The organism is Frateuria sp. (genome assembly GCF_035944355.1).
Lineage (GTDB): Bacteria > Pseudomonadota > Gammaproteobacteria > Xanthomonadales > Rhodanobacteraceae > Frateuria_A.
In genome coordinates this window covers 49,932-72,083 of the sequence record NZ_DASZBH010000016.1, presented here as the reverse complement: position 1 = coordinate 72,083, position 22,152 = coordinate 49,932, and the positions used below count along the sequence as shown (strand labels likewise).

The window sequence follows — 22,152 nt, the reverse complement described above, 5'->3', positions numbered from 1 at the left end:
GCCATGTCCTCGTTCTCGCTCTACCTGATCGGCGTCATCGTGCTGATCGGCGGCCTGGCCTACGTGGCCTGGCTGGTGCACGTGCCGCTGCAGTGGATCGGCGCCGGCGTGATCGTGGTGTTCGGACTGGGCATCCTGGGCGCGGTCAAGCACACGCAGCGGCGGGATCCGCCGCCGCGCTAGCGAACCGCGTCAGCCGGCCGGCAGATACTTGCCGAACCACTCGAGCGCGCGCTGCAGCACGTCGCGCTGGTGCGCCGGGTCGACGAAGTGGTGGCCCTCGTTCGGATAGACCACCAGCGAGGTCGGCACGCCCTGGGCGCGCAGGGCGTGCCAGAACTCGAACGACTGCGGCGCCGGGCATTCGGCGTCGCGGTCGCCGACCACCACCAGCGTGGGCGTCTTCACCCGCTTGATGAAGTCGATCGCCGAGCTCTTGGCGTACACCGCCGGGTCGTCGTAAACCGAGGCGCCGAAGTACGGGATCATCCACTGGTCGATCAGGTTTTCGCCGTAATAGCTCTGCCAGTTGGCGATGCCGGCGCCGGCCACCACCGCATGGAAGCGCTGGGTCTGGGTGGGCACGAACATGCTCATGAAGCCGCCGTAGCTCCAGCCGGTCAATCCCAGGCGCTGGTCGTCGACCGGCAGCTTCTTCTCGATCGCGTCGACGCCGGCGAGGATGTCCGACAGGTCGCCGTGGCCGAAGTCCTTGCGGTTGGCCTGCACGTAGGCCTCACCCTGGCCAAAGCTGCCGCGCGGGTTGGGCATGAAGACGAAGTAGCCCAGCGTGGAGAACGGCACGCTGCCGTAGCCCACGCCCGGCCAGCGCGGGATCACCGCCGCGGCCGGACCGCCGTGCACGCTGACGATCATCGGGTAGCGCTTGGCCGGATCGTAGCCGGCCGGATACAGCAGCCAGCCCTGCACGTGGCGGCCGTCGTGGTCCCACTCGACCGATTCGGCCTTGCCCCAGCTCGGGCGTAGCGCCGCGTTGACCCTGGTGACCGCCGCCGGCGCGCCCTGGGCGAGCACCCCTGCATGCACTTCGGGCGCCGCCGTGTAGGAGCTCTGCGCGAAGGCGACCTGCCGGTGGTCGGCCGAAAGCGACACCGCCATCGAGGCGCCGCCGTCGCCGATGCTCGCCGGCAGGGTGAAGTGCACGCGCTGCTGCGTGGCGCGCACGGCGTCGACCGCGTAGTCGGCCAGCTGGCTCTGGCCGTTGCTGACCTGGCTCACCAGCAGCGTGCGCGGCGAGGTCCAGTCGAACCAGGCCGGCGTGACGTGGATGCCGGGTGTCAGGTCCACCGGGGCGCCGCCCGCGGCCGGCACCGCGTACAGATCGCCGCCGGTCGAGCCCTGGTCGCTCATCAGGCCGCCGATGAAGGCCAGCCGGCTGCCGTCCGGCGACCAGCGCGGCAGCGCGATCTGCAGTCCGTGCAGCGGGCCGGCGACCTTGCCCGGGTCCACCAGTACGCGGGGCGCGGCCCCGGCGCGGGCGTCCTGCGCGTAGAGCCTGGCGATCCACCAGTTGTTGTCGCCGGGAGCCGGCGCCGCGACGTAGGCAAAGCGGCGCGCGTCGGGCGACCAGCTGAACTCGTAGACGTACTGGCCGGCGGGCGTCGCCAGGGTGGGCGCGCCGCCGGTGGCCGGGACGGTGGCGACGCGCTGGATCTCCAGGCCTTCCACGCCCACTTCGCCGGCGGCCGGCTTGGCGGCGGCGACCGCGCTGGCGCGGCGGGTGGCGCCTTCCACGTAGAGGAAGGCCAGCGTACGGCCGTCGGCCGACCAGCTCAGCGCGTGGGCGTAGCCGTCGAGGTCGGCCAGCCGGCGCGGAGCGCCGCCGGTGCCGATATCGGCCGTGTAGACGTCCAGGTGGCCGGGCGTACCGCCGCAGTCGGAAAGAAAGGCCAGCCGGCGCGAATCCGGCGACCAGGCGATCTCTTCCTGCCGGCAGCTGCCGGGTTTGTTCCCCATCGCCAGCGGATGCGCATCGCTGCCGTCGGCGCGCGCGATTTCGATGGCGGGCTTGCCCTGGCCGCGCACTACCCAGGCCAGCCGCTGGCCGTCGGGCGAAAGCTGCACCTGGTCGATGGCCCGCACCTTGCCCAGCTGGTCGAGCAACTGGCTGATGCGCGGGTCGACCCGGGAAGGCGCGGCCATGGCCTGCGGGGCCAGCGCGAGTGGGGCGAGGGCCAGGGCGAGCAGCGGCAACAGACGGGGACAGGAGTGCATGGAAGAGCCTCGTGCAAGGGGACAGCCACGCTAGCAGCGCCGGCGCGTCCGCCCAAGTGCAGCCGGTCACAGGCTGTCGTGCGGGCCGAGCGTCCCAGGCGTCGGCTAGTGCGTGGCGACCGCGGCGGGCATCCGTTGCGCGGCGGCCAGGCGCGCGCGAATCAGTGGGATCGCCGCTAGCGTCGCCCGCTCGCCCTCCATGATGGCGCGGTCGCGCTGTTCGAAATCGGCAGCGCCGATCGCGTTGACCTGCGGCTGCACCACCACGTCGGCCCGCGCCAGCTCCTGCGCGCCCAGGTGCTGGCCCATGATCACCACCGAGCGGCCGACGATGCCCAGCATGTCGGTCGGCAGCGAGCCATCGGAGCGGGCGGAGATGTCCACCGCGATCACGAAGTCCGCGCCCAGCTGGCGCGCGGCGTCGACCGGCACCGGGCTGACCACGCCGCCGTCGACGTAGCGCCGGCCGCCGATCAGCGCCGGTTCGAACACCCCGGGCACGCTGCACGAGGCGCGCACCGCCTGGCCGGTGTCGCCACGGGTGAACACGGTGCGCTGGCCGCTGGCCAGGTCGGTGGCCACGGCGGCGAAGGGCAGCCTGAGCCGTTCGATCGGCCGCTGGCGGACCTGGGCGTCGATGTAGTCCTGCAGCTTCCGCCCCTGCACCAGCCCGCCGCCGAACAGGCGCACGTCGCGCAGCGAGGCTTGGTCCAGCGCGATGGCCGCCTGCTGCATCGCGAAGGCGTCCATGCCGCTGGCGTAGAGCGCGCCGACCACGCTGCCGGCGCTGGTGCCGGAAACCACGTCCGGATGGATGTCGCTGGCCTCCAGCATCTTTATCACGCCGATGTGCGCGAAACCCTTGGCCGCCCCGCCGCCCAACGCCAGGCCGATCACCAGCTTGCGCGGCGGCGGTGGCGCCGGGGCCGGCGGCGGCTTGCGCCAGGGGGCGCAGCCGGCCAGGGCGAGGGTGAGCAGCAGGAGCAGGGAGCGGGCGCGCATGGCCGGAGCGTTTCTTTCGGGGGCAGACGCAAGCGTGGGTCAGGACGAGGGCAGCGGCGGGGCAGGGCCCGGCCGGGGCCGAGGCAACGGCCGCGCGCGGTCAGGCCATGCGTGATCAGTCCACGTGTGATCAGGCGTGGGCGACGTCGGCCTCGCGGTGGTAGCGCGTAGCCACCTCGACCTCGGCCCTGGAGCCCAGGAACACCGGCACGCGCTGGTGCAGGCCGGCCGGCTGGATCTCCAGGATGCGCTCGCGGCCGGTGGTGGCCGCGCCGCCGGCCTGCTCGACGATGAAGGCCATCGGGTTGGCCTCGTACATCAGCCGCAGCTTGCCGCCCTTGGCCTTGATCTTGGCGTCCAGCGGGTAGAAGAACACGCCGCCGCGGGTCACGATGCGGTGCACGTCGGCCACCATCGAGGCGACCCAGCGCATGTTGAAGTCCTTGGCCCTGGGGCCTTCCTTGCCGGCCAGCAGTTCGCCCACGTAGCGCTGCATCGGCGCCTCCCAGTGGCGCTGGTTGGACATGTTGATGGCGAACTCGGCGGTCTCGGCCGGAATGCGGATGTCGCGCCGGCTTAGCATGAAGCTGCCGACCTCGCGGTCCAGCGTGAACTCGTGCGTGCCGTGGCCGAAGGTCAGCACCAGCAGCGTGGCCGGCCCGTACACCACGTAGCCGGCGGCCAGCTGCTGCGTGCCCGGTTGCAGGAAGTCCTCGACCTTCGGTTCGGTGACGTGCTCGGGGCAGCGCAGCACCGAGAAGATGGTGCCGACCGAGATGTTGACGTCGATGTTGGAGGACCCGTCCAGCGGATCGAACAGCAGCAGGTGGTTGCCCTTGGGATACATGTCGGGGATCGGCTGCGGATCCTCCATCTCCTCCGAGGCGCAGGCGGCCAGATGGCCGCCCCAGGCGTTGGCTTCCAGCAGGATCTCGTTGGAGATCACGTCCAGCTTCTTCTGCGCCTCGCCCTGCACGTTGTCACTGCCGGCGTTGCCCAGCACGCCGCCCAGCGCGCCCTTGCTGGTGGCTACCGCGATGCGCTTGCAGGCGCGCGCGACCACCTCGATCAGCAGCGAAAGCTCGGCATTGATGCGGCCGGCACGGCGTTCCTCGATCAGGAACTGGATCAGCGAGACAGGCTTCATGTCGGGTCCGTGGCAGGAAGGAACGCGCATTCTACGGGGCGCGCGTGAATGGCGACCCGGCGTGCTTCTGCGTCCTTTCTCCCCGGCCCCGCCGAGGTGGGTAGGGGAGGCCGTTCGTTCTGCAGTCTTCCCCTTGCCCCACTGCTGACATCACGTTGGCAGCAGCCCCGTTCCATCCTGTACGCCTTGCAACGGAGGCAGCGGCGATGCGTGACACGGTCTATTTCCTGGTGTTCGACGGCTTTGCGGATTGGCAGGCGGCACTGGCGCTGTGCGAGGTGCGCCGGCCGGGCGACTGGCAGGTGGCGACGGTGGGGTTCACCCGCGCGCCGGTGGTCTCGATGGGCGGCCTGGCGGTGCAGCCGCAGCTGAGCCTGGCCGAGCTGGACTTCGGCCGCGCGGCCCTGGTGATCGTGCCCGGCGGTCACCTGTGGCAGCGTGGCGAGGGCGCGGCGGCGGTGGCGGCGATCCGCCAGCTGCATGGCGCCGGCGCGGTCGCCGCCGGCATCGACTCGGGCGTGCTCGCGCTCGCCCGCGCCGGCCTGCTCGAGCATTGCCGCCACACCGGCAACTGGGCCGGCCACATCGACGGCCAGGTGCCCGGCTACGGCGGCAGCACGCAGTACGACGCCTCGGTGCTGGCGGTCAGCGACGGCGGCACGATCACCGCCAGCCACCTGGGCAGCGTGGACTTCGCGCGCGAGGTGATCCGCACCCTGGAGCTCTACGGCCCGGCCGACCGCGAACATTGGTACCGCCTGTTCAAGCACGCCCAGCTGCCGCCGTGGTGCGTCGGCGAAGCGGCCGCGGCGTGAGGAGGGCGACCATGCATCCGCTCCTCCATCAGGTCGCCTACGCCTACCGTCCGCTGGCCGGGCGCAACCGGCTGGTCGAAGGGCCGCATGCACTGCCGCCGGTCTCGCAGGCGCGGCCACGCTGGCGCATGAGCCTGCTGGCGCTGGCCGCCGCTCTGTTCGGGCGGCGCCCATGAACGCACACGGCCTGCTGGAACTGCGCCAGTACACGCTGCGCCCCGGCCAGCGCGAGCGTCTGGTGGAGCTGTTCGAGCGCGAGTTCGTCGAATCGCAGGAAGCGCTCGGCATCGGTCTGCCCGGCCAGTTCCGCGATCTGGACGATGCGAACCGCTTCGTCTGGCTGCGCAGCTTCCAGGACATGGAATCGCGCGCCGCCGCGCTGGCCGCGTTCTATGACGGCCCGGTCTGGCGCGCGCACCGCGAGGCGGCCAACGCCACCATGGTCGATTCCGACGACGTCCTGCTGCTGCGCCCGGTCCACGGCTTTGCGCTCGACGGGCTGAGCCGGCCGCCGGCGGGCGAACGCGCCCCCGCCGGCCTGCTTGCCGCCACGATCTGCCCGCTGCCGCCGGGCGATGCCGCCGTGCTCGCGCGCCGCTTCGACGTCGAGGTGCGGCCGGCGCTGGAACGGCTCGGCGCAACGGTGCTGGCGCAATGGATCACCGAGCCGGCGCGCAACACCTACCCGCGCCTGCCGGTGCGCGAGGGCGAGTGCGTGTTCGTCTGGTTCGCCGCCTTCGCCGACGCCGCGGCGCAGGTGCGGTTCCAGGGCGCGGCGGCGGCGGAGCCGGCGGTCGCCGCCTGGATCCATCGCCTTGACGCGAGGCCGGAGATCCTGCGTCTGGCGCCCACGCCGCGCTCGCTGCTGCGCGGCACCCCTTCCGACGCCATGCGCAAGGAGCCGGCATGACCAGGACCTACCACGGCAGTTGCCACTGCGGCGCGGTGCGCTTCGCCGCCGACATCGACCTGGCGGCCGGCACCGGCTGCTGCAACTGCTCGATCTGCGGCAAGACGCGCCGCTGGGGCGCGCTCGTCAGGCCGGAGGCGTTCCGCTTGCTGGAAGGCGAGGCGGCGCTGGCCGACTACCAGTTCGGCACCCACAGCATGCACTACCGCTTCTGCCGCCACTGCGGCATCCAGCCGTTCGGTACCGGGCACCTGGAGCAGCTGGGCGGCGACTTCGTCAGCGTCAATCTGGCCTGCCTGGACGACGCCACCCCGCAGGAATTGGCCGACGCGCCGGTGCGCTACTTCGACGGGCGCCACGACCACTGGATGAACTCGCCGGCCATCACCAGCTATCTCTAGGAGGCCATGCCATGAACGTACCGAAGGTGACCTTCTTCCACGCCGCGCAGTCGCGCTCGCGCGGCACGCTGGCGCTGCTGGAGGAGCTGGGCGTCGACTACGACCTGCACCTGCTCGACCTGAAGGCCGGCACCCAGCGCGACCCGGCCTACCTGGCGCTCAACCCGCTGGGCAAGGTGCCGGCGATCCGCCACGGCGAGGCGATGGTCACCGAGCAGCCGGCCGTGATGATGTATCTGGCCGACCTGTACCCGCAGAAGGGGCTGGCGCCTGCCATCGGCGACCCGCTGCGCGGGCCGTACCTGCGCTGGATGGTGTTCTACGGCTCGTGCTTCGAGCCGGCGCTGCTGGACCGCTCGATGCAGCGCGACCCGCCGCCGCACATGATGTCGCCCTACGGCAGCTGGCAGGAGGTGCTGGACGCGATCGTCGCCCAGCTCACGCCGGGGCCCTGGCTGCTCGGCGAACGCTTCAGCGCCGCCGACGTGCTGTGGGGCACCGCGCTGCACTGGACCACGATGTTCAAGCTGGTGCCCGAGCTGCCGCCGGTGCGCCAGTACATCGACCGCGTGCGCGCGCGCCCGGCGATGCAGCGCGCCGAGGCGAAGGATGCGCAGTTCCTCGCCAGCCGTCCTTGAGCGGGGCCGCGCGGTGCTGCACTGGTTCGCGCATCGCGCCTCGGCGATCATGCGTGGATGCGCCGCGCCGATCGCCTGTTCCTCATCATCCACGCCTTGCGCGGGCGCCGCACCGCGCTGCAGGCGCGCTCGCTGGCGGAGACGCTGGGCGTGTCGCTGCGCACGGTCTACCGCGACGTGGCCGACCTGCAGCTCTCCGGCGTGCCGATCGAGGGCGAGGCCGGCGTCGGCTACGTGCTGCGCAAGGGCGCGGACATTCCGCCGCTGATGTTCACCGCCGAGGAACTCGAATCGCTGGTGGTCGGCACGCGTTTCGTGCGCGCCTTCGCCGGCGGGCGACTGGCCGATGGCGCGCAGGCGGCGCTGATGAAGATCGAGGCGGTGCTGCCGGCGGAACTGCGCGAGCGCGCCGCGCGCACGCGTATCTACGCGCCGGTCTACCGCGACGAGATGGCGCTCGCCTTCGCCGCGCGGATCGACCGCCTGCACGCGGCCATCGAGGCGCAACAGGTCCTGCGGCTGGTCTACCGCGACGAAGGCGGGCAGGCCAGCACGCGCGAGGTCGAGCCGTTGTGCCTGGCCTTCTGGGGCGGCAAGTGGACGCTCGGCACCTGGTGCCGCCTGCGCAGCGCCTTCCGCAACTTCCGCCCCGACCGCATCGACCAGCTCGATGAGACCGGCGAATGCTTCGCCGCGGGCGAGGGGCGCAACCTGGACGCCTACCTCGATGCCATGCGCGGGTATTACGGCGGCGTCTAGGCTCGGAAGGCGGTGGCAACGCCTGGCCGCCAGATGCCCACCGGGAGCCGATGCAAGAGGTGTCCATCGTCGGCATCCGCGCCCCTTCTTTGCGATGATCGGCATCTTCCCCGCGCAAGGAGTCCACGATGAAACACCTGCTGGGCGCACTGCTGGCCGCGGGCCTGACGCTGGCCCCGCTTGCGCATGCCACCGACGCCGACGACCGCTTCCGTGCGATCTATACGCACGAATGGGCCTGGCGCACCGGGCAGGGCGACATCAGCGCCTCGGGCGAGCCGCAGCCGAACAACGGCCGCTTGGACAACGTCGATGCGGCCAGCCAGCAGCAGCGGCTGCAGCGCTGGCAGGAAGTGCTGGCGCAGCTCGATGCGCTGGACTTCCATGCGCTGTCGCCCGCCGAGCAGGTGAACTACGCGGTCTACCGCGCGCAGATCGCCAACCTGCTGGCCGACCAGCGCTTCAAGACCTGGCAGATGCCTTTCAACAGCGATTCGGCGTTCTGGAGCGATCTGGGCTACGAGCTCGACGGCGACCATCTGCGCACGCCGGCCGACTATCGCCGTTACCTCGACCGGCTGGGCCAGGTCCCGGCCTACTTCGACCAGCAGATCGCCAACATGCGGTTGGGCCTGGAGCGCGGCTTCTCGGTGCCGCGCGCGGTGCTGGACGGGCGCGACGTGTCGATCGCCGCGGTGGCCGAGCTCAAGGACCCGACCGCCAGCAGCTTCTACGAGCCGTTCAAGCACATGGACGCAGCGATCCCGCCGGACCAGGCGCAGGCCCTGCAGGGCGAGGCGCTGCGGCGCATCCGCGATCAGGTGATCCCGGCCTACGCCAAGCTGCTGACTTTCTTCCGCCAGGACTACGTGCCGCACGCACGCACCACGCTCGCGGCCGAGGCGCTGCCCGACGGCAAGGCGTTCTACCGCCAGCAGATCCGCGAGTACACCACGCTGGACCTGGACCCCGACGCCATCCACGGGATCGGCCTGGAACAGGTGGCGCAGATCCACGCGCAGATGCTCGAGGCGATGAAGGAAAGCGGCTTCAAGGGCGACTTTCCCGCGTTCCTGCGCTTCCTGCGCACCGACCCGCAGTTCTACGCCAAGACGCCCGAGGAACTGCTGATGCGCACCGCCTGGGTGGCCAAGCAGGTGGACGGCCAGCTGGGCCGCTATTTCGGCCATCTGCCGCGCGCGCGCTTCGCTATCGTGCCGGTGCCGGCGGACATCGCGCCTTACTACACCTCCGGCCGCGGCGGCGCGGATGCGTACCTGGTCAACACCTACGACCTGCCTTCGCGCCCGCTGTTCAACATGCCGGCGCTGACCCTGCACGAGTCCTATCCTGGCCATGCGCTGCAGCTCGAACTGGCCGCCGAGCAGCAAGGCCAGCCGGAGTTCCGCCGCCAGGGCTACATCTCCGCTTTCGGCGAAGGCTGGGGCCTGTACTCCGAATACCTCGGCAACGAGATGGGCATCTACCGGACGCCCTACCAGCGCTTCGGCTACCTCACCTACCAGATGTGGCGCGCCTGCCGGCTGGTGGTCGATACCGGCATCCACCACCTGGGCTGGAGCCGCAGCCAGGCCATCGACTATCTGACCGACAACACCGCGCTGTCGGAGCGCGAGATCGCCAACGAGGTCGACCGCTACATCAGCTGGCCGGGGCAGGCGCTGTCCTACGAACTGGGTTATCTGAAGCTCCGCGAGCTGCGCGCGCGCGCCGAGAAGGCGCTGGGCGGCAAGTTCGACCTGCGCCGTTTTCACGACACCGTGCTGCAACTGGGCTCGGTGCCGCTGCCGGTATTGCAGAAGCGCATCGACCGTTTCATCGCCGAAGGCGGCCCGGAGCCCGACTATGGCTGTGACTGCAAGCATGCTCCGTAAGCTGCGCATCCACCTCAGCCCGCTGTGGGCGGGGGCCGCCTGGCTGTCGCTGGCCTTCGCGCTGCTGCCCGGACGGGCGCAGGCGTGCGCCGGGCAGCCGGAGCAATGGCGCGCGGACATCGCCGCCTTCGCCGCCGCCGATCGCGCGCACGCGCCGCCGCCGCACCCGGTGCTGTTCGTCGGCAGTTCCTCGATCCGCCTGTGGAGCACGCTGGCGCAGGATTTTCCCGGGCGCGCGGTACTCGACCGCGGCTTCGGCGGGTCGCGCATTCCCGACGCCACCTATTACGCCGGACGCCTGGTGGCGCCCTACCACCCGCGCGCCATCGTGTTCTACGCCGGCGACAACGACCTGGCCGAGGGTTGCACGCCCGCGCAGGTGCGCGACGCCTTCGCGGCTTTCGTAGGGCGCGCGCGGGCGCTCGATCCGGGGGTGCCGATCGCCTTCATCGCGATCAAGCCGAGCATGGCGCGCAGGCAGCTGCTGCCGCAGATCCGCCAGGCGAACGCGCTGGTGCGCGACTACGCAAGGCAGCAGCACGGCGTGGACTATCTGGACGCCTTCACGCCCATGCTGGGGCCGGACGGGCAACCGCAACGGCGCTGGTTCGTCCAGGACGGCCTGCACATGAACCGGCAGGGCTACGCCGTGTGGGTGCGACTGGTGCGGACCTGGCTGGACATCGTGGCGCGCCCCTGAGCTCGTTCGGCGAGTCCCGCCATGTTTTTGCGCATGGCTTCACAAATGCAGTAAACTGATCGCGAACTCCATAAGGAGAGTCCGCATGCTGGCCCACCCGCGCCACGAACAGGCCCCCGCAAGCGAGCTTGGCGGTCCGGCGCTGCGCTCCTTCTTCCGGATCGCCGAGTACTGGCAACTGCGCATCGCCGAGCAGCGCCGCCTGCTCGGCGACCCGGCCGAATCGACTTTCTTCAAGTGGAAGCGCGACCAGGACGGCAACCCCGGCCGCGACGTGGTCGAGCGGATCAGCTACCTGCTGGGCATCTGGAAATCGCTGCAGATCCTGTTTCCCGATCCGGCCCAGGCCGACGCCTGGCTGCGCAAGCCCAACCAGTCGCCCTTGTTCGGTGGCCATTCGGCGCTGGAGCGCATGCTTTCGGGCAACGTCGGCGACCTCTACGTGGTGCGCCAGTACCTGGACGCGCAACGCGGCTGAGCCGTGCGTCGCAGCCGGCGACACCGGCCCGCTGCATGCTCGGCTCCTCCCGCGCCCGCGTGGGGATGCCCACCGGACACACCGATGCCCCTCGACCTGCCGCCGCTCCGACGCATCCGCTGGACCCACGCCTACCGCATCGTGCCCAGCCGCTTTCCGCCGGTGGGCGTGTTCGACCGCATCGCCGATCCACGCGATCTCGACGCGCTGTTCGCGGTCGAGGCGCTGACCAATCCGCGCCTGCGCGAGGAGGCCGGCGCGTTGAAACTGGTGCCGCCGCAGCGGCGCATCAGCGGGCCGGGCAGCACGCCGGTGATGGCCGCCTTCACTCATCTGAACCCCGAGGGCAGCCGGTTCTCCGACGGCCGCTGGGGCGTGTTCTACGCGGCGCACGGCACGGTCACGGCGGTGGAGGAAACCGTCTACCACCGCGAGCGTTTCCTGGCGGCGACGGCTGAGCCGGCCTGCGACATCGAGATGCGCTGCTATCGCACCAGCATCGACTGCAAGCTGCACGACATCCGTGGCGGCTGGCCCGCGGCGCACGCCGCGGACAGCTACGCGGCCAGCATCGCGCTGGCCCGGACGCTGCACGAGGCCGGATCCAACGGCATCGTCTACGACAGTGCGCGCCATGCCGGCGGCGAGTGCGTGGCGGCGTTCTATCCGGACGTGGTGGCGCCCTGCATGCAGGCGCAGCACTTCATCTACCGCTGGGACGGGACCCGCATCGCGCAGGTGCTCCAGGTAAGCGAACTTAAGCGGCCCTAGGCGGCGCCTACGCCCCAGCCTGCCCACGCGGCTTTGACCGCCGTTCGCCTAGCTTGGGGCCATGCTTGAAGGATCGCCTTCTCCCTCCGGCGGCGAGGCGGCCGATTTCATCGAATGGCAAAGCGAGATCGCGGCGTTCGGGGCGATCGACCGGCTCCAGCCGCCGCCCCCGGGCGCCGTGCTGTTCGTGGGCAGTTCCTCGATCCGGCTGTGGCGCACCCTGGCCGCCGACTTCCCGCAGGTGCCGACCATCAACCGCGGTTTCGGTGGCTCGCAGATCGCCGACAGCCTGTACTTCGCCCGGCAACTGGTAGCGCCGTATCACCCGGCGGCCATCGTGATGTACGCCGGCGGCAACGACCTGGCGGCCGGCAAGCCGCCCGAACAGGTGCGCGACGACTTCGGCGCGTTCGTCACCTGCGCGCGCCATTGGGCGGGCGAGGTACCGTTCGCCTATATCTCGATCAAGCCCAACCTTTCGCGCCGAGCCCAACTGCCGTTGATCAGGCAAGCCAATGCCTTGATCCGCGCCTGCGCGCGCGAACGCGCAGTCGCGTTCCTGGACATCCACGGTCCGATGCTGGGCGTGGACGGGCAAGCCGACCCGCGCTGGTTCGATGTGGACGGGCTGCACCTGAACGCGCAGGGCTACGCACTGTGGACCGGCGTGGTGTGCGACTGGCTCAAGCAAGGCGGCCTGCTGCCGCAACGCATGGCGGCGCGGCGGCAGGGGACCGCTCAGGTATCGGCGTTGGCGGCGAAACCTTCGCGGCTGCCGTAGTGGAAGACGCGGTCGGAGGCGTCCAGCACGTCGGCCGCCGCGTGCGGGGGCTTCTCGCGCAGGCTCGCGTAGATCGGCGTGAAGTCCGGGGTGGTCGCCTCGAACAGCTGCTCGAAGCTGTCGATCACGAAGTAGGTCTGCTGGTAGGTGTCGATGCGGTAGCGGGTGTTCATCACGCGCGCAAGGTCGAAACCGATGCGGTTGGGCGCGTCCGAGTCGAGGCTGTAGATCGACTCGCCCTTGGAGCTGACGATGCCTGCGCCGTAGATGCGCATGCCTTCATGCGTATCGATCAGGCCGAACTCCACCGTGTACCAGTACAGGCGGGTGAGGTTCATCAATGCCTCGGGGCCGATCGCGTGCGCCTTCATGCCGCCGCGGCCGTAGGCCTGCATGTAGTCGGCGAAGACCGGGTTGAGCAGCAACGGCACGTGGCCGAACAGGTCGTGGAACAGGTCCGGCTCGGACAGGTAGTCCAGCTGGTCGGGCTTGCGGATCCACCAGCTCACCGGGAAGCGGCGGTGCGCCAGGTGGTCGAAGAACACCTCGTCCGGCAGCAGGCCCTCGACCGCCACCAGCTCCCAGCCGGTGGCCTTGGCCAGCACCAGGTTGATCTCGGAAAACTTCGGGATGCCGCCCTCGCCCAGGCCGAACTTGGCCACACCGTCCAGGAATTCCTGGCAGGCGCGCCCCGGCAGCAGCTCGCGCTGGCGCTTGAACAGCATGTCCCAGACCTCGTGGTCGGTGCGGCTGTAGGCGGACCAGGGCTGCTCCACCACGCCGGTGGCGTAGACCGGCACGTAGCCGCGGTCGGTCTGCTGATGTTCGACTTTGCGTGGCGTGGCGGCGGTCTGCATGGCGGCTCCGGTGGCGCGGGGCGGGGTGACACCCTGAACCCGAAGAATACGCCGCCGATGCCGCACGAAGGTTGCGTTTGTTGTGACGTGTCCGTGATACCACGCAGTATTCTTGCGCTCGGACGCCCGAACGTGGAGCAAAGTGCCATGCCCAAGCTGGACCGCATCGACCTGCGCCTGCTCGCCGTACTGCAGGGCGAGGGTCGCATCACCAACGCGGAGCTGGCCGAGCGGGTCAGCCTGTCGCCCTCGGCCTGCCTGCGCCGGCTGCAGCGGCTGGAGGGCGAGGGCATCGTCACCGGCTACGCCGCGCAGATCGATCCGCAGGCGGTCGGGCTGGGCCTGCAGGCCTTCGTGCGGGTGCAGCTGGCACGGCACGAGGCCGGGGCGATCGAACGCTTCGTGGAGAAGGTCGCCGGCTGGGAAGAGGTGGTCGCCTGCCATGCGCTGACCGGCGACATGGACTACCTGCTGCACGTCTACGTGGCGGACCTGCCCCATTTCTCGCGCTTCCTGCTGGACCGGCTGCTCAACGACGCCGGCGTGGCCGACGCCAACTCGAGCTTCGTGCTGCGGACGGTGAAGCGCTCGCCTTCGCTGCCGCTGGGCCAGCTGGAGGGCTAAGGGCCAGATCGCTCCTATCCGTCCTCGGGCACCTTCCCATGGAACGGGGGAAAGGCCGGTCCGGTCGAGCCGAATGGCAGGAAGGCGCGCCCGCACGAACGAAAACGCTAAACTTGCCGGCTCATGGACACCGCTCCCACCCCCGCCCGCGATCCCTGGCGACCCGTGCGCTACCTGTGGCGGGTGCCGCTGCTGCTGCTGCACATCGTGCTGGGCATCGTGCTGTGCGCCTTCATCCTGAGCTGGAACAAGCATCGCGTGATGGTCGACGGCCGCGAGCCGTTCGCCCACCGCATGATCCGCTGGTGGTCGACCGTGCTGATGCGCATCTTCGGCCTGCGCTCGGTGCGCATCGGCCAGCCGCTGCGCGACCCGGTGCTGTTCGTGGCCAACCACACCTCGTGGATCGACATCGAGCTGCTGCACAGCCAGCGCGCCGCCTGCTTCGTGGCCAAGGCCGAGATCGCGCGCTGGCCGCTGGTGGGCTGGCTGGCCGCCAGCGGCGGCACGATCTTCCATCGTCGCGGCAGCAACCATTCGCTCGCCTCGGTGATGCAAACCATGGTCGAGCGCCTGCGCGGCGGCCGCTCGGTGGCGGTGTTTCCCGAGGGCGGCACGGGCCACAACGGCGTGCTCAAGGTGTTCCACGCGCGCATCTTTCAGGCTGCGCTGGATGCGCCGGTGCCGGTGCAGCCGGTGGCGCTGCGCTTCGCCCGCAACGGCAAGCGGGTGATCGACGCGGGCTTCCGCGAGCACGAGAACTTCATGGGCAATCTGCTGCGCATGCTGGGCGAGGCGCCGCTGGACGCCGAGGTGCATTTTCTGCAACCCGTGCCGGCGATGCCCGACGCGCGCCGGCGCATGGCCGAGCTGTCGCGCGAGCGCATCGCCGCCGCGCTGGACGACGCCCACGCATGAGCGAGTTGCCGCGCGGAAAGGATTTCCGTCCCCCCTGGCCGCTGACCAGCGGACATATCCAGACCATGCTCTCGTCCAGCGGCGTGCGCCGGCTGTTGTTGCCACGCTCGGCCTACGAGGTAGCCGAGGGTGCCGAGCCGGTGGTGGTCGACGGCGGCGACGGCGTGCGCCTGACCGGTGCCTACACGGCCCGGCGCGATGGTCGCTCGGCGCGTGGTCTGGCCGTGCTGTTCCACGGCTGGGAAGGCAGCGTCGATTCCACCTACGTGCTGCAGACCGGGAGCCGCCTGTTGCGCGAAGGCTGGGACGTATTCCGCCTCAACTTCCGCGACCACGGCGAAAGCCACCACCTCAACGAGGCGTTGTTCCATTCCTGCCGCATCGACGAGGTGATGCACGCGCTGGGCGACATCACGCGGCGCTGGCCGCGGCCGGTGACCGCGCTGGCCGGCTTCTCGCTGGGCGGCAACTTCGCCCTGCGCGCCGCGCTGCGCGCGCCGGCGGCGGGCGTGCCGCTGGACTACGCGCTGGCGGTGTGCCCGATCATCGACCCGAGCGAAGGCCTGTTCTCGCTGGAGGAACACGCGCCCTGGATCTACCAGGCCTATTTCATGCGCAAGTGGCGCCAGTCGCTGAAGGCCAAGCAGAAGGCCTTCCCGCAGCGGCAGTATTTCGAGCTGGCCGAACTGAAGCAGAGCCTGCGCGGCCTGACCGAGGCGCTGGTGCTCAGGCACACCGACTTCGGCTCGCTCCAGGCCTATCTGGACGGCTATTCGGTGGCGCGCGACGCGCTGGCCGCCGCGTCCGTGCCGGCCACCATCCTCACCGCGCGCGATGACCCGGTCATCCCGGTGGCTGCGTTCGAGCAGCTGCAGCTGCCGCCCAGCATCGAACTGGACATCGCCGACTACGGCGGCCACTGCGGCTTCATCCGCGGTCGCGACATGGCCAGCTTCACCGACGACTACATCGCCGCGCGCTTCAACGCGATCACGCCGTAGCCGGTCCTCGGTCTCCGCCGGCGCCGTTCGCGCGGACCGGGCCGGGCGGCCCGCATGCTGGGATCCCCGGCGGATGCCCGACACGCCATGCCGCAATCCCGTGCCATCGCGCGATCGTCCCCTGGCCGAACCGCCAGGGCATGCCGGCGCTGTCGCGCGGATCGGCGCCGACGTGGTGATCGAATGTCGGGTTCGTGCTGGTGGCGTAATGCGTTCGGTGAGTTGCCGCGTCCGAGCGCGCCCCCTGTCCGACTCCGGCACGCCTTCCCTCGCCCTCGCGGGGGCAGGACTGGGTAAGGACTGCCGAGGCGTGGATCTCCGCTCTAGTGCCGCGTCCCCTGCGGGTTGCCGCCCTTGCCCAGCTCCGCTTCGGTCTCCGGATTGATCGACGGATTGGAACGCGTGCGCTGGGCCATCTGCATCAGCGCCGAGCGTTCCGCCTCGCCATCGCCACCTCCGGGGCGTTTTTGCGCGCGCCGATCCGCGGACGCGGACGCAAGATTTGCGCTCGGCTGCAACATTTGCAGCGTGGGCGGGCGGACATCCAGCGGCCGGCATGCAGCGCTCGCGCGCCCGACGAACACCCCAGGCCTTGCGCTCGGCCAGCCAGGTGAGCAGGTAGCCGAGCACGCGGCGCGAGACGCCGCCGTCCCGGCTGCCGCTGCCGGCCACGGGCACGACAGTCGGCCACCGCGCCGGCGATGCCCGACGGCCGGCGCATCCTTCCGGCTTAACGGCATCGGCGCTACGCTGGCCTTTCCGCTGCAAGGAGATGCCTCATGCGCGTACTGCTTTCGCTGCTGCTGGCCCTGGTCGTGGCGCCGGCGTGGGCCGCACCGGCGCTGGACCGGCTGACCCTGCCCAAGGGCTTCCACATCGCGGTGTATTCGGACCAGGTGCCGCAGGCGCGGGAGCTGGCGCTGGGCGCCAAGGGCACCGTGTTCGTCGGCTCCATGGACGCGGGCAAGGTCTATGCGCTCACCGATACCCACCACGACGGTCGCGCGGACAAGGTGCGGGTGATCGCCAGCGGCCTGCAGCTGCCGGTGGGCGTGGCCTTCCACAAGGGTGATCTGTACGTCTCGGCGGTCAGCCGCATCCTGGTGCTGCGCGACATCGAGGACCACCTGGACGACCCACCCAAACCCCAGGTCGTCTACGACAAATATCCCACCGAGACGCACCACGGCTGGAAGTTCATCGCCTTCGGTCCGGACGGCAAGCTCTACGTGCCGATCGGCGCGCCATGCAACATCTGCGACAAGGACAAGGACTACGCCAAGCTGACCCGCATGAATTCCGACGGCACGGGCCTCCAGGACGTCGCCTACGGCATTCGCAATACGGTCGGCTTCGACTGGCAACCCGCCACCGGCAAACTGTGGTTCACCGACAACGGCCGCGACCTGATGGGCGACGACGTGCCCAGCGACGAGCTCAACCGGCTCGACCGCGTGGGCGAGCACTTCGGCTACCCCTACTGCCACCAGGGCGACGTCCTCGATCCGGAGTTCGGCAAGGGCCACAACTGCAAGGACTACGCCCCGCCGGTGCTCAAGCTCGGCGCGCACGTGGCCTCGCTGGGCATGCGCTTCTACACCGGCAGGCAGTTCCCCGCGCATTACCAGGGCGCGATCTTCGTCGCCGAGCACGGCTCCTGGAACCGCACGAAGAAGTCCGGCTATCGCGTGATGGCCGTGCGGCTGGAGGGCGGCAAGGTGGCTTCCTACGAGCCGTTCATCACCGGCTTCGAGCAGGACGAGCAGGCCTGGGGCCGACCGGTGGACGTGCAGATGCTGCCGGACGGCAGCCTGCTGGTGAGCGACGACCTGGCCGGTGCGGTGTACCGCGTGACCTACGACAAGGCCGGCCGCTAACGCGCCGCGCTCCGTCCCTGCAGGGGGCGCAATTTCCCGTGCGGCGCCCGGCGCCATGATCACCGAAGGACAATCCCATGCAACTGCGCAGCGACGATTTCCAGCACGGCCAGCCGATCCCGGCCAGGTGCGCCTTCGGCAAGCCCGGCGAGCCGATCGCCCTGTCCGACAACCTGAGCCCACACCTGGCATGGCGCGATGCGCCGCCGGGCACGCGCTCGTTCGTGCTCACCTGCATCGATTCCGATGCGCCCAGCCGCGGCGACGACGTCAACAAGGAAGGCCGCACGGTCAGCGCCGACCTGCCGCGCGTGGAGTTCGTGCACTGGCTGATGGCCGACATCCCGGCCGAGTGCGGCGAACTGGGCGAAGGCTCGTGCAGCCGTGGCATCACCCCGCGCGGCAAGCGTGCGCCCTCGGGGCCGCCCGGCAGCGTGCAGGGCGAGAACGACTACAGCGGCTGGTTCGCCGCCGACCCGCAGATGGCCGGCACCTACCTCGGCTACGACGGCCCTTGCCCGCCGTGGAACGACGCACGCGTTCACCGCTACCACTTCCGGCTGCATGCGCTCGACGTGGCGTCGCTAGGCCTGGCCGCCGGCTTCGGGGTCGACCAGCTGCGTGCGGCGATGGCCGGGCACGTGCTGGCGAGCGCGGAACTGACCGGTACCTACGCGATCCATCCCCACGCGTCATGAACGAAGGCACGCTGGCACGCGCCTCTTCACATGCAGATGGCAGCCCCTGTGGATGAATGGAAAGCGTCTGGCCTTGCAGGCCGGCCCACAAGGGAATCCGCTCCCCACCCATGAGGAAGCCGTCATGCTGCACTACGCCATCGTCTTTCTGGTCATCGCCATCATCGCTGCCATCCTCGGTTTCGGCGGCATCGCAGGCGCTGCCGCCGGCATCGCGAAGATCCTGTTCATCATTTTCCTGATCCTGGCGATCATCGCCTTCTTCCGCCGCGCCAGTTGAGCGGCGGCGTCACCTAACACCGGGAGAACGCCATGACCAACTCCACCCACAGTTCATCCAACCCGCGTGACAACGGCTTGAATCCGGCGGTATCGAACCCGGCGATGGCCAACGCGCGAATGGCCGATGTGGCCGGCGGCCAGTCCAAGGCAAATGACCGTATCGACCAGAGCGCGGAGCGTGTCAAGCACGCCACCTCCGAGGCGGTGGCGCGCACCAAGCAGGTGGTCAACGACACCGCCGACAAGGTCGAAGCCGGCGTACATCACGCCACCGACAAGGCCGCCGGCGCGGCGCACCGTGCCAACGACAAGGCCGCGGACCTGGCCGATCGCGGCCGTGAACTGCGCGATGAAACCATGGACAAGGCCGACGCCTGGATGACGCAGGCGCGCGCCTACGTGCGCGAGAAGCCACTTCAGTCGATCGCCATCGCCGTGGGCGCAGGCTGGTTGCTGGGGCGTATCCTGCGCCGCTGATCCTTTCGCTGACGGGTGCCAGGGATGCCTGAGGCCGAACAATCCGACCCCGAGGGTGGCGCCGGGACGCCGCCGCCGCACACGGGCGTGCTCGCCGAGCTGAGCCAGCTCGGCGTCGCCATCAAGGAACTGTTCGGCGCGCAGCTGGAATTGCTGTCGGCCGAAATCGGCCTGGCGCGCAGCGCGATCTCCTGGATGCTGCTGGCGGGCCTGGCCGCCACCATCGCCGGCGTGGGCCTGGGCCTGACCCTGCTGGCGCTGGTCGGCGTGCTGCTGGCCAAGTGGTTCGCTTCCTGGGTCTGGGCCCTGCTGACGCTGGCCGCGCTGCAACTGGTGTTCCTGCTGGTAGCGATCATGTTCTTCCGCCGCTGCATGCACTGGATGACCCTGCCCGCCACGCGCACCGAATGGAGTGCGATGATGCGCGCGACGCGGGCACGGGCCCGGCGCCGGGTGGAACGGGAGGACGCGGCATGAGCATGTTCGGCCAGCACGCGCGGGTACGGTCCGCGCAACAACGTATGAGCGAGGCGCGCCGCGCGGTCGCCGTGCCGGCCTCGGCCCTGCTCGCGCGCGGCGAGCGGCATCCGCTCGTCGTCCTGGGTGTCGCCGCCGGTGCCGGCCTGGTGATGGGCCGCATGGACGTGCATCCGATGCGCCTGCCGGGCATGAGCGGGCTGATCGGCGGCGTGATGAGCGAACTGACCGCCCTGGGTGCGGGCTTCCTGGCGCACGCCACCACCGAGGACGCATGAACCTGCCCGATCCCGACGTCACGCCGGCTGCGGTCGACGTGGCGCCCGCGGCCGTGCTGCCGGCCACGCCGCCGCCGCCGCTGCGCGCGGCACGCGCGTTGCGGCGCCACCTGCTGGCGGTGCGCTTCGTGCTCAACGCCTTGCTGGTGCTGGCGCTGCTCTACACCGTCACGATCACGCGCGTGCTGCTGATCCCGCTGGTGCTGGCCGCGTTCATCGGGCTGGCGCTCAATCCGATCGTGGCCGCCGGCGCGCGCCATCGGCTGCCGCGCTGGCTGACCGCCAGCGTGCTGATGCTCGCCCTGCTGACCGGACTGGGCGCAGGCATCGGCGCGCTGACGCAGCCGGCGCTGGGCTGGTTCCACGGCGCACCGGCGGCGATCAAGAGCTTCGTGCCCAAGCTGCGCAGCGTGACCAAGCCGCTGGAGGCGGCCAACCGCGCCACGCAGAGCCTGGTCGGCGAACCGGTGCGGGCCACGCCGACGCAGCCGACCGCGGTGGCGATCTCCGCCTGGGACGTGGTCTCCACCGCACCCAAGGTGCTGGCCGCGGTGCTCACGGTGGTGCTGCTGGTGTTCTTCTTCCTGATCTACGGCGACTCGCTGCTGCGCCGGCTGGTGGAGATCTCGCCGAGCTTCGCCTACAAGCGCCACGCGGTGGAGATCGTGCGCAGCATCCAGGTCGAAGTCTCGCGCTACCTGCTCACTGCGTTGCTTATCAACGCGACCCTCGGCGCCCTGACCACGCTGATGCTGTGGCTCTACCACGTACCCGATCCGCTGCTGTGGGGCGCGGTGGCGATGATGGCCAACTTCATCCCCTACGTGGGCGCCATCGTCACCACGATCGTGCTGGCGCTGGTGGGCCTGATCAATGCCCACGAGATCGGTACGGCGCTGCTGCCGGCGCTGACCTTCGCCGGCATGACCGCGATCGAGGGCAACCTGATCACGCCGATGATCCAGGGCCACCGCATGCGCCTGTCGCCGATCGCGATCCTGATCTGGCTGCTGGTGTGGGGCTGGCTGTGGGGCATCCCCGGCGCGCTGCTGGCGGTGCCGATGCTGACCAGCTGCAAGCTGGTCGCCGAACGCGTGCGCGGCTGGCGCTGGTTCGCGGTGATGGCGCAGCGCTAGGCGGACCGGACGTGCGGGGTCAGCGCCCGATCCCGTGCTCGCGCAGCACGTCGGCGATGTCGAAACGCCAGAGGTTGCGCGAGCCGTTGAGCGGCCCTTCCAGCCGCCGTTGCAGCGAACCGGAATCGTCGCGCGGCTTGGGAAGGCGCGGTGCTTCCTCGCGGTTGCTCGACACGTAGAGTTCGCCGAAATGCGGCCCGAGCGAAGGCGCGTTCTCCAGGCTGGCGGTGTTGACCTCGCCGCCCAGGTGCTCGGGCTTGCCCCAGCGGCCGTCGCCCTGGCGGAAGGCTATGTAGATGTCCGCGCTGCCCAGCGCGTCGCCCTCGTTGCCGGCGAACAGCAGGAAGCGCTGCTGCGGGTCGATGCAGGGATCCATGCGGTTGCGCGAGGCGTCGCCCAGGTCCACGCGCTCGGGCGCCGCATAGCCTTGGGCGGTGCGCCGCGCCACATAGATCTGATAGAGCCGGCCCGAGTCCGGCCGATGGGCGGAGAAATAGATGTCGCCGTTGGCCGCGATCGAGGGGTTGTACAGCTGCGCGCCGTCGTTGAGCGCGCCATCGACGTGCACCGGCTCGCTCCAGCGACCGTCCGCCCGGCGCTCCACGTACCAGAGGTTGGTGCCGGCGAAGCGCTGGCCGGACTGCTCGACCTCCAGCGCCGGGCCGCCCGCGCGCAGCGGACGGTTGGATACGAAGTAGAGGCGCCTGCCGTCCGGCGCGTAGGCCGGCTCCGAATCGTGCCAGCGACCGGAGAACGGGGCGACCTCGGGCCTCGACCAGTGGCCTCCTTCGAGGTGCGAGACCAGGATGGTGTCGTCCTTCTCGGCGAAGTCCGAGCGCATGAAGAACAGCGTGGCGCCGTCCGGCGAGACCGCGGCGGAGGTTTCCTGCAGGCCGGTGGAGATCACGCCGGCGCCGACCAGTTCGGCGGCGGAGCAGGTGGCACAGGCCAGGGCAAGGGCCAGGGCCCAGGCGGAGCGGGGCAGTCGCATGCGC

At 70.3% G+C, this 22,152-nt stretch carries 27 protein-coding genes; 22 read left to right on the top strand and 5 right to left on the bottom strand.

Annotated features, from left to right (window positions below; genetic code table 11):
• Window positions 1-3 precede the first annotated feature (3 nt).
• Window positions 4-183 carry a hypothetical protein gene (locus VGU03_RS13255; RefSeq protein WP_327473656.1) on the top strand — a complete coding sequence of 60 codons (180 nt, stop codon included), beginning with the start codon at window positions 4-6 and terminating at the stop codon, window positions 181-183.
• Between the two features lie 9 nt (window positions 184-192).
• On the opposite strand, the gene VGU03_RS13250 is transcribed toward VGU03_RS13255, so the two are convergent.
• The 3 genes from VGU03_RS13250 to VGU03_RS13240 form a co-directional block, all read right to left on the bottom strand.
• Window positions 193-2,235: a S9 family peptidase gene (locus VGU03_RS13250; protein ID WP_327481271.1), complete on the bottom strand. Its 2,043-nt coding sequence runs from the start codon at window positions 2,233-2,235 to the stop codon at window positions 193-195.
• Between the two features lie 105 nt (window positions 2,236-2,340).
• Window positions 2,341-3,237 (bottom strand): patatin-like phospholipase family protein, encoded by an 897-nt coding sequence (locus VGU03_RS13245; protein WP_327481269.1) that lies wholly within the window; start codon window positions 3,235-3,237, stop codon window positions 2,341-2,343.
• 130 nt (window positions 3,238-3,367) lie between these two features.
• Window positions 3,368-4,384 carry a class 1 fructose-bisphosphatase gene (locus tag VGU03_RS13240; protein ID WP_327481267.1) on the bottom strand — a complete coding sequence of 339 codons (1,017 nt, stop codon included), beginning with the start codon at window positions 4,382-4,384 and terminating at the stop codon, window positions 3,368-3,370.
• Between the two features lie 206 nt (window positions 4,385-4,590).
• Here VGU03_RS13240 and VGU03_RS13235 point away from each other — a divergent pair, with 206 nt between their 5' ends.
• The 11 genes from VGU03_RS13235 to VGU03_RS13185 all read left to right on the top strand — a co-directional run bounded on the left by VGU03_RS13235 (window position 4,591) and on the right by VGU03_RS13185 (window position 12,532).
• On the top strand, window positions 4,591-5,199 hold the full coding sequence (locus VGU03_RS13235) for a DJ-1/PfpI family protein (protein WP_327481265.1): 609 nt from the start codon (window positions 4,591-4,593) through the stop codon (window positions 5,197-5,199).
• 11 nt (window positions 5,200-5,210) lie between these two features.
• Window positions 5,211-5,375 (top strand): hypothetical protein, encoded by a 165-nt coding sequence (locus tag VGU03_RS13230; RefSeq protein WP_327481263.1) that lies wholly within the window; start codon window positions 5,211-5,213, stop codon window positions 5,373-5,375.
• A complete protein-coding gene (locus VGU03_RS13225; RefSeq protein ID WP_327481261.1) occupies window positions 5,372-6,109 on the top strand; it encodes an NIPSNAP family protein in 738 nt (245 codons plus the stop codon). The genes VGU03_RS13230 and VGU03_RS13225 overlap by 4 nt, the downstream gene beginning before the upstream one ends.
• Complete coding sequence (locus VGU03_RS13220) at window positions 6,106-6,510, top strand: GFA family protein (RefSeq protein WP_327481259.1); 405 nt, start codon at window positions 6,106-6,108, stop codon at window positions 6,508-6,510. Before VGU03_RS13225 ends, VGU03_RS13220 begins: the two co-directional genes overlap by 4 nt.
• A gap of 11 nt (window positions 6,511-6,521) precedes the next feature.
• Window positions 6,522-7,148, top strand: a complete 627-nt coding sequence (locus VGU03_RS13215) for a glutathione S-transferase family protein (protein ID WP_327481257.1) — start codon at window positions 6,522-6,524, stop codon at window positions 7,146-7,148.
• A 57-nt stretch (window positions 7,149-7,205) separates the two neighbouring features.
• Window positions 7,206-7,907, top strand: coding sequence for a YafY family protein (locus tag VGU03_RS13210; RefSeq protein WP_327481255.1), 702 nt, complete (start codon window positions 7,206-7,208; stop codon window positions 7,905-7,907).
• Window positions 7,908-8,035: 128 nt separating this feature from the next.
• On the top strand, window positions 8,036-9,802 hold the full coding sequence (locus tag VGU03_RS13205; protein WP_327481253.1) for a DUF885 domain-containing protein: 1,767 nt from the start codon (window positions 8,036-8,038) through the stop codon (window positions 9,800-9,802).
• Window positions 9,792-10,502, top strand: coding sequence for an SGNH/GDSL hydrolase family protein (locus tag VGU03_RS13200; RefSeq protein ID WP_327481251.1), 711 nt, complete (start codon window positions 9,792-9,794; stop codon window positions 10,500-10,502). Before VGU03_RS13205 ends, VGU03_RS13200 begins: the two co-directional genes overlap by 11 nt.
• Window positions 10,503-10,587: 85 nt before the next feature.
• A complete protein-coding gene (locus VGU03_RS13195) occupies window positions 10,588-10,980 on the top strand; it encodes an MbcA/ParS/Xre antitoxin family protein (protein ID WP_327481250.1) in 393 nt (130 codons plus the stop codon).
• Between the two features lie 84 nt (window positions 10,981-11,064).
• On the top strand, window positions 11,065-11,751 hold the full coding sequence (locus VGU03_RS13190; RefSeq protein WP_327481248.1) for an RES family NAD+ phosphorylase: 687 nt from the start codon (window positions 11,065-11,067) through the stop codon (window positions 11,749-11,751).
• A 61-nt stretch (window positions 11,752-11,812) separates the two neighbouring features.
• A complete protein-coding gene (locus VGU03_RS13185) occupies window positions 11,813-12,532 on the top strand; it encodes a GDSL-type esterase/lipase family protein (RefSeq protein ID WP_327481246.1) in 720 nt (239 codons plus the stop codon).
• On the opposite strand, the gene phhA is transcribed toward VGU03_RS13185, so the two are convergent.
• Window positions 12,490-13,389 (bottom strand): phenylalanine 4-monooxygenase, encoded by a 900-nt coding sequence (phhA, locus tag VGU03_RS13180; protein WP_327481244.1) that lies wholly within the window; start codon window positions 13,387-13,389, stop codon window positions 12,490-12,492. The genes VGU03_RS13185 and phhA overlap by 43 nt on opposite strands.
• Window positions 13,390-13,536: 147 nt before the next feature.
• Here phhA and VGU03_RS13175 point away from each other — a divergent pair, with 147 nt between their 5' ends.
• The 10 genes from VGU03_RS13175 to VGU03_RS13130 all read left to right on the top strand — a co-directional run bounded on the left by VGU03_RS13175 (window position 13,537) and on the right by VGU03_RS13130 (window position 21,157).
• Complete coding sequence (locus VGU03_RS13175) at window positions 13,537-14,013, top strand: Lrp/AsnC family transcriptional regulator (protein ID WP_327481242.1); 477 nt, start codon at window positions 13,537-13,539, stop codon at window positions 14,011-14,013.
• Between the two features lie 123 nt (window positions 14,014-14,136).
• Complete coding sequence (locus tag VGU03_RS13170) at window positions 14,137-14,931, top strand: lysophospholipid acyltransferase family protein (protein ID WP_327481240.1); 795 nt, start codon at window positions 14,137-14,139, stop codon at window positions 14,929-14,931.
• The gene (locus VGU03_RS13165) at window positions 14,928-15,932 is read left to right on the top strand and encodes a YheT family hydrolase (RefSeq protein WP_327481238.1); all 1,005 of its coding nucleotides are present in this window, start codon (window positions 14,928-14,930) and stop codon (window positions 15,930-15,932) included. The genes VGU03_RS13170 and VGU03_RS13165 overlap by 4 nt, the downstream gene beginning before the upstream one ends.
• A gap of 779 nt (window positions 15,933-16,711) precedes the next feature.
• Window positions 16,712-17,809 carry a PQQ-dependent sugar dehydrogenase gene (locus tag VGU03_RS13160; RefSeq protein ID WP_327481236.1) on the top strand — a complete coding sequence of 366 codons (1,098 nt, stop codon included), beginning with the start codon at window positions 16,712-16,714 and terminating at the stop codon, window positions 17,807-17,809.
• Window positions 17,810-17,886: 77 nt separating this feature from the next.
• Window positions 17,887-18,507 carry a YbhB/YbcL family Raf kinase inhibitor-like protein gene (locus tag VGU03_RS13155; protein ID WP_327481234.1) on the top strand — a complete coding sequence of 207 codons (621 nt, stop codon included), beginning with the start codon at window positions 17,887-17,889 and terminating at the stop codon, window positions 18,505-18,507.
• A 124-nt stretch (window positions 18,508-18,631) separates the two neighbouring features.
• Window positions 18,632-18,787: a DUF1328 family protein gene (locus VGU03_RS13150; protein ID WP_291192069.1), complete on the top strand. Its 156-nt coding sequence runs from the start codon at window positions 18,632-18,634 to the stop codon at window positions 18,785-18,787.
• A 119-nt stretch (window positions 18,788-18,906) separates the two neighbouring features.
• Entirely contained in the window at window positions 18,907-19,266 is a 360-nt protein-coding gene (locus VGU03_RS13145; protein WP_327482105.1) for a DUF883 family protein, read from the top strand.
• Window positions 19,267-19,290: 24 nt separating this feature from the next.
• Complete coding sequence (locus VGU03_RS13140; RefSeq protein WP_327481229.1) at window positions 19,291-19,743, top strand: ABC transporter ATP-binding protein; 453 nt, start codon at window positions 19,291-19,293, stop codon at window positions 19,741-19,743.
• Window positions 19,740-20,021 (top strand): hypothetical protein, encoded by a 282-nt coding sequence (locus VGU03_RS13135; protein WP_327481227.1) that lies wholly within the window; start codon window positions 19,740-19,742, stop codon window positions 20,019-20,021. Before VGU03_RS13140 ends, VGU03_RS13135 begins: the two co-directional genes overlap by 4 nt.
• Window positions 20,018-21,157, top strand: coding sequence for an AI-2E family transporter (locus VGU03_RS13130; RefSeq protein ID WP_327481225.1), 1,140 nt, complete (start codon window positions 20,018-20,020; stop codon window positions 21,155-21,157). Before VGU03_RS13135 ends, VGU03_RS13130 begins: the two co-directional genes overlap by 4 nt.
• 19 nt (window positions 21,158-21,176) lie before the next feature.
• Here the strand turns inward: VGU03_RS13130 and VGU03_RS13125 are convergent, their stop codons facing one another.
• Window positions 21,177-22,148, bottom strand: a complete 972-nt coding sequence (locus VGU03_RS13125; RefSeq protein ID WP_327481223.1) for a hypothetical protein — start codon at window positions 22,146-22,148, stop codon at window positions 21,177-21,179.
• Window positions 22,149-22,152: the final 4 nt, after the last annotated feature.